Genomic DNA, 16,059 nt, shown 5'->3' on the forward strand with positions numbered 1-16,059 from the left:
ATTTCGTACAATCCGCCCCTATGGATCTAAACCTGCTTGCCTTCGAAACTTCGTCTTCCCGCTGCGGCGTGGCCCTGCTCACCGAGCATGGCGCCGAACCCGTCGTCGCCGTGCTGGAGCACGAGGGCGCCCAGGAGCACGCCGAACGCCTGTTGCCCATGGCACGGGAATTGCTGGCGCGCGCCGGCCTGGCGCCCGAAGCCTTGCAGGCGGTCGCCTTCGGCCAGGGGCCGGGCGGGTTCACCGGCCTGCGGGTGGCGTGCGGCGTGGCGCAGGGCATCGCCCTGGGGCTGGGCATCCCGGTCCTGCCGGTCGTATCGCACGAGGCGGTGGCGGAAGTTTCGGGCGCGGCGGCCGACGACGTGGTCGTGGTGGCGCTGGACGCCCGCATGGAAGAGGTCTACCTGGCCGTCTACCTGCGCGGCGACGGCGGGCAGTGGCAGGTGCTGCAGGCGCCGCTGCTGATCGCCGCCGGCGAGGTGGTGCCGTGGACCGTGCACCACCTGGGCGATTGGTCGGCCCGCGCCGGCCGCGCGTTGCGCGTGCGCATGGCGGGCGATGCATGGCAGGTCTACGCGGCCAGCATGGCCGCGCCGCCCGGCTGGGTGCGCGTGCAGGCCGAGCGGCCGCAGGCCCAGGCGGTGGCGCGCCTGGCGCGCCGCGCCTGGCGCGATGGCGGCGGCGTGGCCGCGGAACTGGCCGCGCCCCTGTATGTGCGCGACAAGGTGGCCTTCACCACCGCCGAGCGCGAGCGCGGGCAGGGGGGCAACCCGCGCGCGGCCTCGGCCCTGGCCGCCACGCAGATGCTGCCCATGGCGCAGGGCGATCTCGACGAAGTGGCCGAACTCGAGGCGCAGGTCCAGTCCTTTCCGTGGACGCGCGGCAATTTCGCCGATGCGCTGCAGGCCGGCTATCCGGCCTGTGTGCTGCGCCAGGATGGCAGGCTGGCGGGCTTCTGCGTGATGATGCCGGCGCCCGACGTGGTGCACCTGCTGGTCATCGCCGTGCCGCGCCATCTGCACCGGCAAGGCCTGGGCAGCCTGATGCTGGGCTGGTGCGAGCGCCAGGCGCGCGCGCGCGGCCTGGCCGGCGTGCTGCTGGAGGTGCGGCCGTCCAACGCCGCCGCGGTGCGGTTCTACGAGCGGCACGGCTATCTGCGCATCGGCCGGCGCAAGGATTACTATCCCGCAGGTAAAGGCAAGCGCGAGGATGCTTTGGTAATGCAGAAAACCCTGGGCGTAGCGATGGTGGGCAATGAGCGCGCCTGAGGCCGCCGTGCCGGCCGCGCCGCGCCCGAATCCGCTGCAGCGGATCTGGCTGCGCGAGATCGGCATCGAGAAAACCTGGCTGCCGGCGCCGTTGGCGCCCGCGGCCCGGGCGGTCGCGCCTGCCGCGCCAGCCGTCCAGGAGGCCGCCAGTGCGGCCGTGGCGACGGCCCCGGCCGTCCCGCCGGCGGCCATGACGCCGCGCGCCGATGGCCCGGCGGCCGGCCCGGCCCGCGCGCCGCGCCCGCCGCTGGCCGCGCCCCGGCCCGCCGAGCCGGCCGCCGAGGTTGACGGACAGGCCGCGCGCGCCGCCGTGGCGGCGCGGGCCGCTGGCGCCGACCTGGGGCAATTGCAGCAACTGGTGCAGGACTGCACCGCCTGCGGCCTGTGTCAGGGGCGGCGCCACGCCGTATTCGGCATGGGCGCCCAGCCGGCCCGCTGGATGGTGGTGGGCGAGGCGCCCGGCGAGCAGGAAGATCGCCAGGGGCTGCCATTCGTCGGCCGCTCGGGCAAGCTGCTGGATGCGATGCTGCAGTCGGTGGGCATGAGCCGCGAGCGCGACGTGTTCATCGCCAACGTCATCAAGTGCCGCCCGCCCGGCAACCGCAATCCCAAGCCCGAGGAAATCGCCGCCTGCAATCCCTACCTGCGGCGCCAGATTTCCCTGCTGAACCCGGAGCGCATCCTGGTGCTGGGCCGGTTCGCGGCCCAGACGCTGCTGGGCACCGAGGCCACGATAGGCAATTTGCGCGGCCGCATGCACAGCCTGCAGACCGACGAGGGGCGGTCGATTCCGGTGGTGGTCAGCTACCACCCGGCCTACCTGTTGCGCAGTCCGGCGGAGAAAGCGCGCGCCTGGCAGGACCTGCTGCTGGCCGCGCGCGCCTGAGCGGCGGCGGACGGCCCTCAGTGGGCCGAGTCGAGGGCCTTGCCGTGGCCTTCCTGGCCGATCTGCTCGCGCAGGGCGGGATCGGCCGACAGGTTGCGGCGGCTCCAGCGGATGAACACCACCATCAGGATGGTGACGATCAGCCCGAAGATGACGATGATGATGTTGATGGGCAGTTCCAGCCACAGCAGCACCGTATAGATGGCGACCATCAGCAGGATATTGAGCTGCTCGTTGAAGTTCTGCACCGCGATCGAGTGGCCTGCCGACAGCAGCACGTGGCCGCGGTGCTGCAGCAGGGCGTTCATGGGAACGACGAAAAAGCCGGCCAGGCCGCCGGTGACCAGCAGCAGCAGGTAGACGCTCCAGGGCGAATAGACCAGCGGCATCAGCAGCACCACCAGGCCCATGGCCGCGCCGACCGGCAGCACCGACAGCGCCTTGCGCAGCGGAATGCGGCCGGCCAGGATGGAGCCGACCACCGTTCCTACCGCCGCCACGCCCATCAGCACCGAAGCCTGGTCCAGGCGATAGCCCAGGTGGCTGCGGCCCCATTCGATCACGATCAGCTGAAGCGTGGCGCCGGCGCCCCAGAACAGCGTGGTCACGGCCAGCGAGATCTGGCCCAGCTTGTCGCGCCACAGCACGCACACGTAGCCGCTGAACACGCGCACCAGCTTGAAGGGGTTGCGCTGCTGCGGGGGGTAGCGCACGTGCGTGGGCGGGATCAGCAGGTTGCACAGCGCGGCGATGACGTAGACCAGCGCGATGACCAGGATGGCGGCTTCCGCCGGCGTATGGACCAGCTTGTTCAGCCAGGGGTGGGCGAGCAGCACGCTCGAGACATGGGGGGAAATGAGCACGCCGCCCAGCACCGTGCCGATGATGATGGACAGCACGGTCAGCCCTTCGATCCAGCTGTTTCCCTTTACCAGCAGGTCGGGCGGCAGCATTTCGGTGACGATGCCGTACTTGGCCGGCGAGTAGGCGGCCGCGCCGACGCCGACCAGCCCGTAGGCCGCGCAGACCAGGTAGGTCTGGTAGGCGGCGGGCACGCCGATGCTGGCGTACGAGAACATCAGCAGGCAGCCGGCGACCTTGAGCGCGTTGGTGATGAACATCACCCGGCCCTTGGGGAACGAGTCGGCGAAGGCGCCGACGAACGCGGCCAGCACCACGTAGGCCAGGGCGAAGGACCACTTCATCATGGGCGCCATCCAGTCGGGCCCGCTCAACTCCAGGATCAAGGCGATCGCCGCGATGAACAGTGCGTTGTCTGCCAGGGATGAGAAGGCCTGCGCGGCCATGACCAGATAAAACCCGCGTTTCAAGAATGTCCCCGCTGCCTGCCCGAGCGGCTGGCACTGTCCGATTGACCGTATTGGCGAAAAAAAGTGTCAGCGAGTATAGCGCCCGGTCCGGCCGGCCGGCGCTTCGCGTTTGCCCCAGGCTCACCTTTGCTCACGATGGGCGCTAACCTCCTGGGGTATCATACGGGCCTTGGATCGGCCCTCCTGGGGGTCGCATCGCCTATTGTGTGCGGCAGGTCCGTTCAACGCCCCTCGTTCAACCTACCCCGTCCGTCATCGTACTGTGCGTCTCACCCAGCTAAAACTCGCCGGCTTCAAGTCTTTCGTCGATCCAACCGTGATCCCCGTGCCCAGCCAACTGGTGGGCGTGGTGGGCCCCAACGGCTGCGGCAAGTCGAACATCATCGACGCCGTGCGCTGGGTGTTGGGCGAAGCCAAGGCGTCCGAACTGCGCGGCGAGTCGATGCAGGACGTCATCTTCAATGGCTCCGGCAACCGCAAGCCGGCTGCCCGCGCCTCGGTCGAAATGGTATTCGACAATACCGAAGGGCGGGCCGCGGGCCAGTGGAGCGCCTATTCGGAAATCGCGGTGCGCCGCGTTCTGACGCGCGACGGCACCAGCAGCTATTACGTCAACAACCAGCAGGTCCGGCGGCGCGACATCCACGACATCTTCCTGGGCACCGGCCTGGGGGCGCGCGGTTACGCCATCATCGGGCAGGGCATGATCAACCGCCTGATCGAGGCCCGCCCCGAAGAGCTGCGGGTCTTCCTCGAAGAGGCGGCCGGCGTGTCGCGCTACAAGGAGCGCCGCCGCGAAACCGAGAACCGCCTGTCCGATACGCGCGAGAACCTGACCCGGGTCGAGGACATCCTGCGCGAACTGGGCAGCCAGCTCGACAAGCTGGAGGCCCAGGCCGAGGTGGCGCGCAAATACCGTGAACTGCAGGCCGACGGCGAGAAAAAGCAGTTTGCGCTGTGGCTGCTGAAGGAAACCGGCGCCCGCGACGAGCGCGAGCGCAAGAATCAGGACATGGTGCGGGCCCAGAACGATCTGGAGTCCGCCATCGCCGGCCTGCGGGCCGGCGAGGCCGAGCTGGAATCGCGCCGCCAGGCGCATTACGCCGCCAGCGACGCCGTGCACGCGGCCCAGGGCCAGCTGTACGAGGCCAATGCCCAGGTCAGCCGCCTGGAGGCCGAGATCCGCCATGTGGTCGATTCGCGCAACCGCCTGCAGGCGCGCCGCGAACAGCTGCAGGCCCAGATCGCCGAGTGGAACACCCAGCAGGAACACTGTACCGAACAGATCGCCCTGGCCGAGGAAGACCTGGCCGCCGGCGCGGCGCGCACCGAAGAGGCGCGCGCCGCGGCCGAGGACGCCCAGGCCGGCCTGCCGGCCATCGAGGCCCGGGTGCGTGACGCCGCGGCCGGGCGCGACGACATGCGCGCCGCCCTGGCGCGCGTCGAGCAGAACCTGGCCCTGGTGGCCCAGACCCAGCGCGACGCCGACCGCCAGTTGCAAACGCTGGAGCAGCGCCGCGAGCGCCTGCAGCAGGAACTGCGCGAACTGCATACGCCCGATCCCGAACGGCTGGAACAGCTGGCCGGCGACCGCCTGGCCGGCGAGGACCAGCTCGAGGCGGCGCAGGCCGAACTGGCCAGCCTGGAAGGGCGCGTGCCCGAGGCCGACGCCGAGCGCAGCCGCGCCCAGGCCGCCGCCCAGCAGGACGCCCAGGGCCTGGCCCGGCTCGAGGCCCGCCTGGCGGCGCTGGTCAAGCTGCAGGAGGATGTCCAGAAGCAGGGCGCGCTGGAACCGTGGCTGGCCAAGCACGAACTGGCCGGCCTGGGCCGCCTGTGGCAGAAGCTGCATATCGAGCCGGGCTGGGAAACCGCCCTGGAAGCCGCGCTGCGCGAGCGCATGGCCGCGCTCGAGGTGCGCAGCCTGGACTGGGCGCGCGCCTTTGCCGACGACGCGCCGCCGGCCCGCCTGGCGTTCTACCAGATGCCGGTCGCCGCGCCCGCGCCGGCCGCCCCGCAGGGCCTGACGCCGCTGGCCAGCCTGCTGCGGGTCACCGACCCCGACCTGCGCACGCTGCTCAACCAGTGGCTGGCCGGCCTGTATATCGCCACCGACCTTACCCAGGCCCTGGGCGGGCGCGCCAGCCTGCCGGCCGGCGCCGCCTACGTCGTCCAGGCCGGCCATCTGGTCGATGCCTGCAGCGTACGTTTCTACGCGCCCGATTCCGAGCAGGCCGGGCTGCTGGCGCGGCAGCAGGAAATCGAAAACCTGCAGCGCGAGATCAAGGCGCAGCAATTGATCGCCGACCAGGCCCGCGCCGCCGTGGCGCGCGCCGAGGCGGCCTGGCAGCAGGTGTCGCAGGCCATCGCGCCGGCGCGCCAGCGGGTGGCCGAAGTCACCCGGCGCGTGCACGATATCCAGCTCGAGCATTCGCGCCTGCAGCAGCAGGCCGAGCAGTCCGGCGAGCGGGCCGCCCGCCTGCGCCAGGATCTCGAAGAACTCGCGGCGCACGAGGAAGACCTGCGCGCCACCCGCGAGGAGGCCGAAGTGCGCTTCGAGGCGCTCGACGGCGAACTGGCCGAGCACCAATCGCGTTTCTCCGACGCCGAGATCGACGGCGAAACCCTGTCTGCCCAGGCCGACGCCGCCCGCGCCCGGCTGCGCGAGCTGGAGCGCGCCGCCCAGGAGGCCGAGTTCGCCGAGCGCGGCGTCCAGGTACGCATCACCGACCTGCAGCGCAACCGGCAACTGGCCGCCGACCAGAGCCAGCGCGCCGGCACCGAGCTGCAGCAGCTCGAAACCGACCTGGTCGACCTGGACGCCTCGGCCTCGCAGGCCGGCCTGCAGGATGCCCTGGAATTGCGCGCCGAGCGCGAAGAAGCGCTGACGCGCGCGCGCCAGGAGCTGGACAACCTGTCGGCCCTGATGCGCGGCGCCGACGAGGAGCGCATGCAACAGGAGCGCGCGCTCGAGCCGCTGCGCGCCCGCATCACCGAACTGCAGCTGCAGGAGCAGGCTGCCCGCCTGGCCGAGGAGCAGTTCACCGAGCAGCTCAACGCCCGCGAGGTCGACCGCGAGACGCTGGCGCGGGAGCTGGCCGGGATGCCCGACGAGTGGCGCAAGGCCAGTTGGCTGCAGTCCGAGGTGGGCCGCATTTCGCGCCAGGTCGACGCGCTGGGGCCGGTCAACCTGGCCGCCCTGGACGAACTGAATACCTCGCGCGAACGCAAGACTTTCCTCGACGCCCAGCAGCAGGATCTTCTGACGGCCATGGAGACCCTCGAGGACGCCATCCGCAAGATCGACCGCGAAACCCGCGAGCTGCTGCAGGAGACCTTCAATACGGTCAATCGCCATTTCGGCGAGCTGTTCCCCAAGCTGTTCGGCGGCGGCGAGGCCAAGCTGACCATGACCGGCGACGAAATCCTCGACGCGGGCGTCCAGGTGATGGCCCAGCCGCCGGGCAAGCGCAACAGCACCATCCACCTGTTGTCCGGGGGCGAGAAGGCCTTGACGGCCACGGCCCTGGTGTTCGCGTTGTTCAAGCTCAATCCCGCGCCGTTCTGCCTGCTCGACGAGGTCGACGCGCCGCTGGATGACGCCAATACCGAACGCTACGCCAACCTGGTCAGCAACATGAGCGAGCAGACCCAGTTCCTGTTCATCTCGCACAACAAGATCGCCATGCAGATGGCCAAGCAACTGATTGGCGTGACGATGCAGGAGCAGGGCGTATCGCGTATTGTTGCTGTGGATATAGACTCGGCCGTGCAAATGGCCGCCGAAGCCTGAAACCCATATTTCGGATTTGCGCTGCCTTAGGCGCGGGATGTTCTCATGAGTGATTTGCAGATCGGGCTGATTGCCCTTGGTGTCCTGCTCATATTGCTGGTGCTGGGCTTTAACTGGTGGCAGGACCGCCGGGTGCGCCGCAGGATGCAGGCCCATTTCCCCTCGACCGAGCAGGATCCCCTGCTTGGCGCGGGCGCGCAGGATCGCGCCGCGGCGGGCTCGGCCCGCCGTGAACCCGGCATGGGCGGCGCCGCGGCGGGCGCCGCGCCGGCCCCCGCGCCCGCCAATCCGGACACCGACGACCAGGAAGAGCCCGATCCCGCCTGCGAGGTCGTGATTGAAATCCATTTCAGCGAGCCGGTGCGCGGCGCCGACCTGCTGCCTTATCTGCAGTCGCTGCGGCAGGCGGGCCGCAAGCCCCTGCGCGTGTTCGCCGCCACGGCCGAGCAACGCCATCGCGCCCGCATCCATCCCGAGGAATCCTATGCCAGCATGCAGCTGGCCGTGTTGCTGGCCAACCGCAGCGGCCCGCTGACCGCCATCGAATGGTCGCAGGCCTGGGCGCGCGCGCAGGACCTGGCCGACCGCTTCGAGGCCAGCGTCGAGGGCCCCGACCAGCAGGAAGTGCTGGAACAGGCGGCCCGGCTGGACGATACCTGCGCCGCGCTGGATACCCAGGTCGGCCTGACGCTGCTGCTGGGCGTTGCGCAGCCGGCCGCCGAGGTGCTGGCGGTGGCGCGCGACCTCGGCTTTGCCGCCGATGGGGCGCGGCTGGCCTGGCTGGCCGACAATGGCGCGGTGCGCTTCACGCTGTCGCGCGCCGATGGCGCGGCGTTCGACGCCGGCATGGGCGGCATCGAACGCCTGTACCTGCTGCTGGACGTGCCGTGCAGCCCGGCGGACCAGCGGGCCTTCGGCCGCATGGTCGACGTGGGCCGCGACCTGGCCGCCCGCCTGCGCGCCGAACTGGTCGACGACCAGGGCCGGCCCTTGCAGGATGGCGCCGACGCGGTCATCGACGAGCGCCTGCAGGTCTTGTTCGAGCAGCTCGACCAGGCCGGCCTGCCGGCCGGCAGCGCGCGGGCGCAGCGAGTATTTGCATAATGGCGCAGGCAGGTCCCACGCCGCAGCAAGCGATCGCGCGCCTGCGGGCCGAGATCGAGCAGCACAACATCCGCTACTACGTCCACGACGATCCCAGCGTTCCGGACGCCGAGTACGACGCGCTCATGCGCGACCTGCAGGCGCTGGAGGCCCAGCACCCCGAACTGGTCACGCCCGATTCGCCCACGCAGCGCGTGGGCGCCGCGCCGCTGGCCGAATTCGGCAGCGTGCGCCACGCCGTGCCCATGCTGTCGCTGGGCAATGCTTTCGACGAAGAGGACGTGCGCGCCTTCGACAAGCGCGTGGCCGACACCCTGCGCGGCGCGGGCCTGCTGGGCCTGGACCAGCAGGTCGAGTACTTCTGCGAGCTCAAGCTGGACGGCCTGGCCATCAGCCTGCGCTACGAGGATGGCCGGCTGGCCCAGGCCGCCACGCGCGGCGACGGGCAGACCGGCGAGGACGTCACGGCCAACATCCGCACCATCAAGGGGGTGCCGCTGCGCCTGCATGGCGCGCCGCGGGTCCTCGAGGTGCGCGGCGAAGTCCTGATGAACCGCGCCGAATTCGAGGCCCTGAACCGTGCGCAGGCCGCGCGCGGCGAGAAAGTGTTCGTCAACCCGCGCAATGCCGCGGCCGGCAGCCTGCGCCAGCTCGATCCGCGCATCACGGCGCAGCGGCCGCTGCGTTTCTTCGCCTATAGCTGGGGCGAAGTCCATGGCCTGCCCGCGGGCATGCCGACGCGCTTCGACGAGCCCGCGCCGGGCGTGCGCGTGGCGTCCACGCTGCCGCGCGACACGCATGGCGGCATGCTGGACTGGCTGGCCGAACTGGGCTTGCCGGTCAATCTGCGGCACAACCACCGGGAGCGTGGCGCCGACGGCCTGCTGGCGTTCTATGAGCGGGTCGGCACGCTGCGCGCCGATCTGCCCTACGACATCGACGGCGTGGTCTACAAGGTCGACGCCTTGCCGTCGCAGCGCGTGCTGGGTTTCGTCGCGCGCGCGCCGCGCTTCGCGCTGGCGCACAAGTTTCCGGCCGAGGAGGCCGTCACGCAGTTGCTCGGCATCGAGGTCCAGGTGGGCCGCACGGGCGCGATCACGCCCGTGGCGCGCCTGGCGCCGGTGTTCGTCGGCGGGGTGACGGTCACCAACGCCACCCTGCACAACGAAGACGAGATCCGCCGCAAGGATGTGCGCATCGGCGATACCGTGATCGTGCGGCGCGCCGGCGACGTCATCCCCGAGGTGGTGGGGCCCGTGCTGGAAAAGCGGCCGGCCGACGCGCGCGAATTCGTCATGCTGACCGCCTGCCCGATCTGCGGCTCGGCGATCGAGCGCCCCGAGGGCGAGGCCATCGCCCGCTGCACGGGCGGGCTGTTCTGCGCCGCCCAGCGCAAGCAGACCTTGCTGCATGCCGCCGGACGCAAGGCGCTGGATATCGAAGGCCTGGGCGAGAAGCTGATCGACCAGCTGGTCGACGCCGATCGCGTCAAGTCGCTGGCCGATATCTACAGCCTGACGGCGTTCGAACTGGCGGCGCTCGAGCGCATGGGCAAGAAATCGGCTGAAAACCTGGTGGCGGCCATCGACCAGGCGCGTCGTCCGGCCCTGGGCCGGTTGCTGTTCGCGCTGGGCATACGCCATGTGGGCGAGACGACGGCCCGTGACGTGGCCCGCCATTTCGGCAGCATGGAGCGCATCATGGACGCCAGCGAAGAAGCGCTGCTGGCCGTGCCCGACGTGGGCGGCGTGGTGGCGGGCTCGATCCGGCGTTTCTTCGCCGAGCCGCACAACCGCGAGATCGTCGAGCAGCTCGCCCAGCAGGGCGTGCATCCGCAAGCCGAGGCCGAGCCCGAAGGCACCAGCCTGGCCGGCAAGACCTTCGTGCTGACCGGCACCATGCCGAACTGGACCCGCGACGAGGCGACCCGCCGCATCCTGGCCGCCGGCGGGAAGGTCAGCGGCTCGGTGTCCAAGAAGACGGCCTATCTGGTGGCGGGCGAGGATGCCGGCAGCAAGCTGACCAAGGCCCAGGAACTTGGCGTGCCGGTGCTGGACGAGGACGGCCTGAAGGCGCTGCTGGGCCTATAGGCAAGGCGCCGGGCGACGGGGGCCCGCAGCCGGAAACAAAATTGCCCGCATTCGCGGGCAATTTTGTTGTTGGCGGTGGCCGGGCGTTTACTGGATCTTGGCCTGCTCGCGCAGTTGCTTCTGGTAGTTGGCCAGGGTTTGCTGGCGCAGCATTTCTTCCAGTTGCGGACGCACCTGGTCCATGGCGGGGAATTCGACCGGACGGGTGTCGTCGACCTGGATCACGTGCCAGCCGAACTGGGTCTGCACCGGCTTGTCGACCAGTTGGCCCTTCTTCAGCTTGGTCACGGCCTCGGCAAACGGCTGGACGTAGTTGGTGGCGGGCGCCCAACCCAGGTCGCCGCCGCGTTCGGCGCTGCCGGGATCCTTGGAGTTCTTCTTGGCCAGGTCGTCGAACTTGTTCTTGTTGCTCTTGACCTGGGCCAGCAGGTCGTTGGCCGTCTTTTCGTCCTCGACCAGGATGTGACGGACCTTGTATTCCATCTTGCCGGCCTGTTCTTTCTTGATCTTGTCGTATTCGGCCTTGATCTGGGCGTCGGTGACGGGGTGCTTCTGCAGGTAGTCGGCCATCAGGGCGCGCACCAGGATGCCCTGGCGGGCCAGCTCGATTTCAGTCTGGACGTCGGCCTGCTTGGCCACGCCGTCCTTCTCGGCCGCCTGCACGAAAACCTGGCGGTTGATCATTTCCTGCTTGATCTGCTCACGCAGCTGGGGCGAGTCGGTGGCGCCCTGGCTGACGACCAGCTTGACGAACTCATCCAGGCTCTTCTGGGTAATGGGCTTGCCGTTCACGGTCGCCACGTTCTGGGCGAAAGCGGGCACGGCAATGACGCAGGCAGCAGCCAGCATGGCGATGCGTTTCATGTATGTCCTTTGACCTTTTGAAGGGTATTTACTTGGCGTTGTCTGGAGAGGGCGCTTGCGCATCCAGCGCAAGTGCGTGAATGGGATAAGGCAGCAAATCCTGCAAATGATGATACACCAGCCTATGGCGTGCAACGGGCTTCAGACCCGCGAAACAGGAGGCTACGATGTGCACCCGAAAGTGCCCCGCGCCGCCTTTTGCGCCTTCGTGCCCGGCGTGCAAGTGCGACTCGTCTTGTATCTCCAAGATAATCGGATTTAACGCGGCGAGACGTGCGCGAATAATCTCAATTCGTTCAGAATTTTCAGACATATATAAGAGAGTATTTCTTGGTCAGTCTTCGTTTCGATCTTGATCAGGCGTGTCCGACGCCTGCAGATGCTTGCCCAGCCACAGCGACTGGGCGATGACGAACGCGACCAGCAGGCCCATCAGGCCGAAGACCTTGAAGTTGACCCATTGGGATTCGGTGAAGTGGCCCGAGAAGGCCACATACAGGTTGACCGCGCCGGCCGCCACGAAAAACAGCGCCCAGCTCAGGTTGAGGCGCTCCCAGACCGGGTCGGGCAACGCGATCTGCTTGCCCAGCAGGCGGCGGACCAGGTTGCGCCCGAACAGGTAGCGCGCGCCCAGCAGCGCGCCGCCGAACAGCCAGTACAGCACGGTGGGTTTCCACTTGATGAAGACGTCGCTGTGCAGCCACAGCGTGGCCCCGCCGAAAATCACGATGACCGACAGGTTAATCCAGTGCATGCCCTCGATGGCCTTGCCGGTGAGGCGCAGCCAGAGTATCTGGGCGATCGACGCGGTAATCGCGACCGCGGTGGCCGCGTAAATATCGGCGTACCGATAGGCAACGAAAAACAGGATCAGCGGAAACAGGTCAAACAGGAACTTCTTCATTCGTCCTCGAGCGGTTCGAATTGCAGGGACAGCGAATTGATGCAATAGCGCAGCCCGGTCGGTTCGGGACCGTCCGGGAAAACATGGCCGAGATGCGCGTCGCAGATATTGCACAGCACCTCGGTGCGCACCATGCCATGGCTGGTGTCGAGTTCCTCGCGCACGCGCTCGGGCGCCAGCGGTTCGAAGTAGCTGGGCCAGCCGCAGCCGGCATCGAATTTGGTGTCGGATGCGAACAGCGGCGTGCCGCAGCCGATGCAGCGGTATATGCCGGGCGTGGTGGTATTCCAATACCGGCCGGTGAAGGCGCGCTCGGTGCCTTTCTGCCGTGCGACCGCGTATTCTTCAGGGGTGAGTTGGGCGCGCCATTCGGCGTCGGTTTTGCGAATTTTGTCCATGATCAGCTTGGAGTCCCGCCGTGCGAATTGGTTCGGGCATAATCCCGCTCCATGTTAATCGAGTTTGACCAGGCGGTTGTCGCCACGCCCCAGGCACAGGTCCTGCATGGCGTGAGCCTGAGTCTGTCCGAACGCCGGGTAGGGGTGATCGGCCCCAATGGCGCGGGCAAGAGCACGCTGGCGCGGCTGGTCAACGGCCTGGCCCTGCCTTCCGCCGGGCGGGTGCTGGTCGACGGCCTGGATACGCGCAGCCAGGTCAAGGACGTGCGCCGCCGGGTCGGCTTCGTCTTCCAGAATCCCGAGAACCAGATCGTCTTTCCCATCGTGCGCGAGGACCTGGCGTTCGGCCTGAAGAAGCAGGGCCTGGCGCCGGCCGAGCGCGACGCGCGCATCGCGGCCGCGCTCGCGGGGCTGGGCGTGGGCCACCTGGCCGAACGCACCAGCCACACGCTGTCCGGCGGCGAGCGCCAATTGGTCGCCATGGCGTCGGTGCTGGTGATGGCGCCGGAACTGGTGGTGTTCGACGAACCCACCACCCAGCTGGACCTGCGCAACCGCAACCGGGTGGCCGAGGCCATCGCCGCGTTGCCGCAACAGGCCATCGTGGTCAGTCACGACCTCGACCTGCTGGCCGGCTACGACCGGGTGCTGGCGGTGGTCGACGGGCGCATCGCCGCCGATGGCGAGCCGGCCTCGGTGCTGCGCTGGTATCGCGAGCATTGCGCATGATCGAGCCCCTGTACGTCGCCGGCGCCAGTTTCCTGCATCGCCTGCCGGCCGGGCTGAAGCTGGCGGCGCTGGCGCTGGCGGGGGTAGGGTTGTTCATGGTGTCCGACTGGCGCGCGCTGGCGGCGGTGCTGGCCGGCGCCGCGCTGCTGGTCTGGCGCAGCGGCGTCGGCGCGGCCGCCTGGTGGCGGCAGACCCGCGGCCTGGCGCTGATCGTGCTCGCGGTCGGCCTGTTCACCGGCCTGATGCAGGGATGGCCGCACGCCGCCGTGGTGGTGCTGCGGGTCGCGGCGTTGATCGGCCTGGCCATGGCCGTGACGCTGACCACGCCGGTGCCGGCCCTCATCGATGTCTGCGAACGCGCGCTGCGGCCGGCCGAACGCCTGGGCCTGCTCAACGCCGCGCAGGTGGCGCTGGCCCTGGCGCTGGCCTTGCGCTTCATCCCCGAAATCTGGCGCAATTATCAGGAAATCCGGGAGGCCCAGGCCGCGCGCGGCCTGGGCGCCCATCCGCTGGCGTTGCTCGTGCCCCTGGTGGTGCGTACGCTGAAACGTGCCGAGGAAGTGGCACAGGCGATCGACGCGCGCGGTTGAGGGGCCGCGCCGGCGCGCCGCATCCATACGAAGGAGAAGCCCGATGACGACCAAGGATACGGTTCTGGTGGCGCTGTTCGCGGCGCTGATCGTGGTGTTGAGCCTGATGCCGCCGATTCCGCTGCCTGCGATTCCCGTGCCGGTGACGCTGCAGACGCTGGGGGCCATGCTGGCCGGCGCCATGCTGGGCCCATCGCGTGGGGCGCTGGCCTGCCTGCTGTACCTGGTGCTGGCGGCCATCGGCCTGCCGGTGCTGCCGGGCGGACGCGGCGGCCTGGGCGTGTTCTTCGGCCCGACCGGGGGATTCCTGGTGGGCATGGTGGCCGGCGCCTGCGTCACGGGCTGGCTGGCGCGCCGCCTGGCCCTGCGCGCGGCCGGTACGTGGCGCGGCCTGGCCGGCTACGTGGCGGCCTGCGTGCTGGGCGGCATCGTGGTGGTCTATGCCGTCGGCGTCCCCTGGCTGGCCAGCGTCACGCAGATGGGCATGGCCAAGGCCTGGGCGGCCGTGGCGGTGTTCCTGCCGGGCGACCTGGCCAAGGCGGCGGTGGCGGCCTGGGTGGCTTCGCGGGTCGAGCGCGTATGGCCGGTGCTGGGGCGCTGAGGGCGTTTTCCCAGGGAATCCCCTTAGAGACACTGCGGGTGCCCCGGGTAAAAATTTTCTATTAACGAACGCGTTTGAAAATTTTCGGGCGCCGGATTAGGGTTGATCCCGGTGGGGTCAGGGTGGTTATTTGATACTCTTTTAACCCTATAATTCTTTTTTCTGTATAACTTTAATCAGGCTTGCCGCGCTCCATCCCGGGCGCGCCGGCAGGTTCACACAGGAGACAAAACATGCGCAAGCATTTCGGCTTGTCCGCGGTCGCGGCCGCTGTTGCCCTCAGCCTGCCGCTGATTGCCAGCGCCCAGGTCAAGGTCGGCGTGACGATCGCCGCCACCGGCCCGGCCGCCTCGCTCGGCATCCCCGAGCGCAACACGGTGGCCTTGCTGCCCAAGGAAGTCGACGGCACCAAGATCGAATGGATCGTGCTCGACGACGCCACCGATACGACGCAAGCCGTGAAGAACTCCCGCAAGCTGGCTTCGGAAGACAAGGTCGACGTGCTGGTCGGCACCTCGATCACTCCAGGTTCGCTGGCCATGGTGGACGTGGCCGCCGAAGCCAAGGTGCCGATGATCAGCGTGGCCGCCAGCGCCAAGATCGTCGAGCCGGTGGACGACAAGCGCCGCTGGGTCTTCAAGACGCCGCAGAACGACGCCCTGATGGCCAGCGCCCTGGCCGACGCCATGGTCAAGGCCAAGATCAAGACCCTGGGCTTCATCGGCTTCGCCGACGCCTACGGCGACGGCTGGCTGGCCGTGATGCAGGCCGCGGCCAAGGCCAAGGGCATCGAGATCACCGCCGTCGAGAAGTACGGCCGCACCGATACCAGCGTGACCGGCCAGGTGCTCAAGCTGGTGGGCGCCAAGCCTGACGCGATCCTGATCGCGGGGGCCGGCACGCCGTCTGCCCTGCCCCAGAAGGAGCTGCGCGCGCGCAACTACGGCGGCGTGATCTACCAGACCCACGGCGCCGCCAACAATGACGTGCTGCGCGTGTGCGGCAAGGATTGCGACGGCATGCTGCTGCCGGCCGGCCCCTTGCTGGTCGCCGCGCAACTGCCCGACAGCAATCCGGTCAAGCAATCGGCGCTGGCGTACACGCAGGCCTATGAAAAGGCGCATGGCGCCGGCTCGACCAACACTTTCGGCGGCCACATGTGGGATGCCGGCCAGCTGATCGTGGCCGCGCTGCCGACGGCCCTGAAGTCGGGCGCCAAGCCGGGCACGCCGGAGTTCCGCGCGGCCATGCGCGACGCCCTGGAAGGCATCAAGAACCTGCCCGCTTCGCAGGGCGTGTTCAATATGAGCGCCACGGACCACGCCGGCTTCGACGAGCGCTCGCGCGTGATGGTCAAGGTCGAGGGCGGCAAGTGGGTGTACCAGCCCGACCTGTAAATCGCTGTCGGCTTCAAGGGAGGCACCGCGCGGCGACGCCGGAACGGCGTGGCGGTGCGTTCCCCCAGCTTCACCTCGCACCGGCCTGAGGGCCGGTGCGTCGTATG

The 16,059-nt window shown here is 68.9% G+C and carries 14 protein-coding genes; 9 read left to right on the plus strand and 5 right to left on the minus strand.

The features are described 5' to 3' along the window. Window positions 1-20: 20 nt before the first annotated feature. A complete protein-coding gene (gene tsaB / locus CAL11_RS05940) occupies window positions 21-1,268 on the plus strand; it encodes a tRNA (adenosine(37)-N6)-threonylcarbamoyltransferase complex dimerization subunit type 1 TsaB (RefSeq protein ID WP_086092407.1) in 1,248 nt (415 codons plus the stop codon). Beyond that, entirely contained in the window at window positions 1,255-2,154 is a 900-nt protein-coding gene (locus tag CAL11_RS05945; RefSeq protein WP_086092408.1) for a uracil-DNA glycosylase, read from the plus strand. Before tsaB ends, CAL11_RS05945 begins: the two co-directional genes overlap by 14 nt. Before the next feature lie 17 nt (window positions 2,155-2,171). Here the strand turns inward: CAL11_RS05945 and lplT are convergent, their stop codons facing one another. Further along, complete coding sequence (lplT, locus tag CAL11_RS05950) at window positions 2,172-3,485, minus strand: lysophospholipid transporter LplT (protein ID WP_086092409.1); 1,314 nt, start codon at window positions 3,483-3,485, stop codon at window positions 2,172-2,174. Between the two features lie 262 nt (window positions 3,486-3,747). Between lplT and smc the strand changes: the two genes are divergently transcribed. From smc to ligA, 3 genes are read left to right on the plus strand one after another with little or no spacing between them, the layout of a single operon-like run. Beyond that, window positions 3,748-7,275: a chromosome segregation protein SMC gene (gene smc / locus CAL11_RS05955; protein WP_167382452.1), complete on the plus strand. Its 3,528-nt coding sequence runs from the start codon at window positions 3,748-3,750 to the stop codon at window positions 7,273-7,275. A gap of 45 nt (window positions 7,276-7,320) precedes the next feature. Continuing rightward, entirely contained in the window at window positions 7,321-8,379 is a 1,059-nt protein-coding gene (locus CAL11_RS05960) for a cell division protein ZipA C-terminal FtsZ-binding domain-containing protein (protein WP_033463237.1), read from the plus strand. Beyond that, entirely contained in the window at window positions 8,379-10,469 is a 2,091-nt protein-coding gene (gene ligA / locus CAL11_RS05965; protein ID WP_086092411.1) for an NAD-dependent DNA ligase LigA, read from the plus strand. The genes CAL11_RS05960 and ligA overlap by 1 nt, the downstream gene beginning before the upstream one ends. An 87-nt stretch (window positions 10,470-10,556) precedes the next feature. Here the strand turns inward: ligA and CAL11_RS05970 are convergent, their stop codons facing one another. The 4 genes from CAL11_RS05970 to msrB are packed head-to-tail and all read right to left on the minus strand — an operon-like array spanning window position 10,557 to window position 12,635. Then, entirely contained in the window at window positions 10,557-11,333 is a 777-nt protein-coding gene (locus CAL11_RS05970; RefSeq protein ID WP_033463233.1) for a peptidylprolyl isomerase, read from the minus strand. Window positions 11,334-11,361: 28 nt separating this feature from the next. Then, on the minus strand, window positions 11,362-11,646 hold the full coding sequence (locus tag CAL11_RS05975; RefSeq protein WP_033463231.1) for a BolA family protein: 285 nt from the start codon (window positions 11,644-11,646) through the stop codon (window positions 11,362-11,364). Window positions 11,647-11,667: 21 nt separating this feature from the next. Next, complete coding sequence (locus CAL11_RS05980) at window positions 11,668-12,237, minus strand: septation protein A (RefSeq protein WP_003813872.1); 570 nt, start codon at window positions 12,235-12,237, stop codon at window positions 11,668-11,670. Continuing rightward, complete coding sequence (gene msrB / locus CAL11_RS05985; protein ID WP_033463228.1) at window positions 12,234-12,635, minus strand: peptide-methionine (R)-S-oxide reductase MsrB; 402 nt, start codon at window positions 12,633-12,635, stop codon at window positions 12,234-12,236. Before msrB ends, CAL11_RS05980 begins: the two co-directional genes overlap by 4 nt. Before the next feature lie 51 nt (window positions 12,636-12,686). On the opposite strand from msrB, the gene CAL11_RS05990 reads away from it, so the two are divergent. From CAL11_RS05990 to CAL11_RS06005, 4 genes are all read left to right on the plus strand, one after another. Beyond that, window positions 12,687-13,364, plus strand: a complete 678-nt coding sequence (locus CAL11_RS05990; protein ID WP_068926855.1) for an energy-coupling factor ABC transporter ATP-binding protein — start codon at window positions 12,687-12,689, stop codon at window positions 13,362-13,364. Then, window positions 13,361-13,954: an energy-coupling factor transporter transmembrane component T family protein gene (locus CAL11_RS05995; protein WP_068926853.1), complete on the plus strand. Its 594-nt coding sequence runs from the start codon at window positions 13,361-13,363 to the stop codon at window positions 13,952-13,954. The genes CAL11_RS05990 and CAL11_RS05995 overlap by 4 nt, the downstream gene beginning before the upstream one ends. A gap of 43 nt (window positions 13,955-13,997) precedes the next feature. Beyond that, entirely contained in the window at window positions 13,998-14,555 is a 558-nt protein-coding gene (locus tag CAL11_RS06000) for a biotin transporter BioY (RefSeq protein ID WP_033463223.1), read from the plus strand. 233 nt (window positions 14,556-14,788) lie between these two features. Beyond that, a complete protein-coding gene (locus tag CAL11_RS06005; RefSeq protein WP_033463221.1) occupies window positions 14,789-15,952 on the plus strand; it encodes an ABC transporter substrate-binding protein in 1,164 nt (387 codons plus the stop codon). Window positions 15,953-16,059: the final 107 nt, after the last annotated feature.

It is taken from the genome of Bordetella genomosp. 6, from assembly GCF_002119705.1.
In the GTDB taxonomy this organism is placed as follows: Bacteria; Pseudomonadota; Gammaproteobacteria; order Burkholderiales; family Burkholderiaceae_B; genus Bordetella; species Bordetella bronchiseptica_F.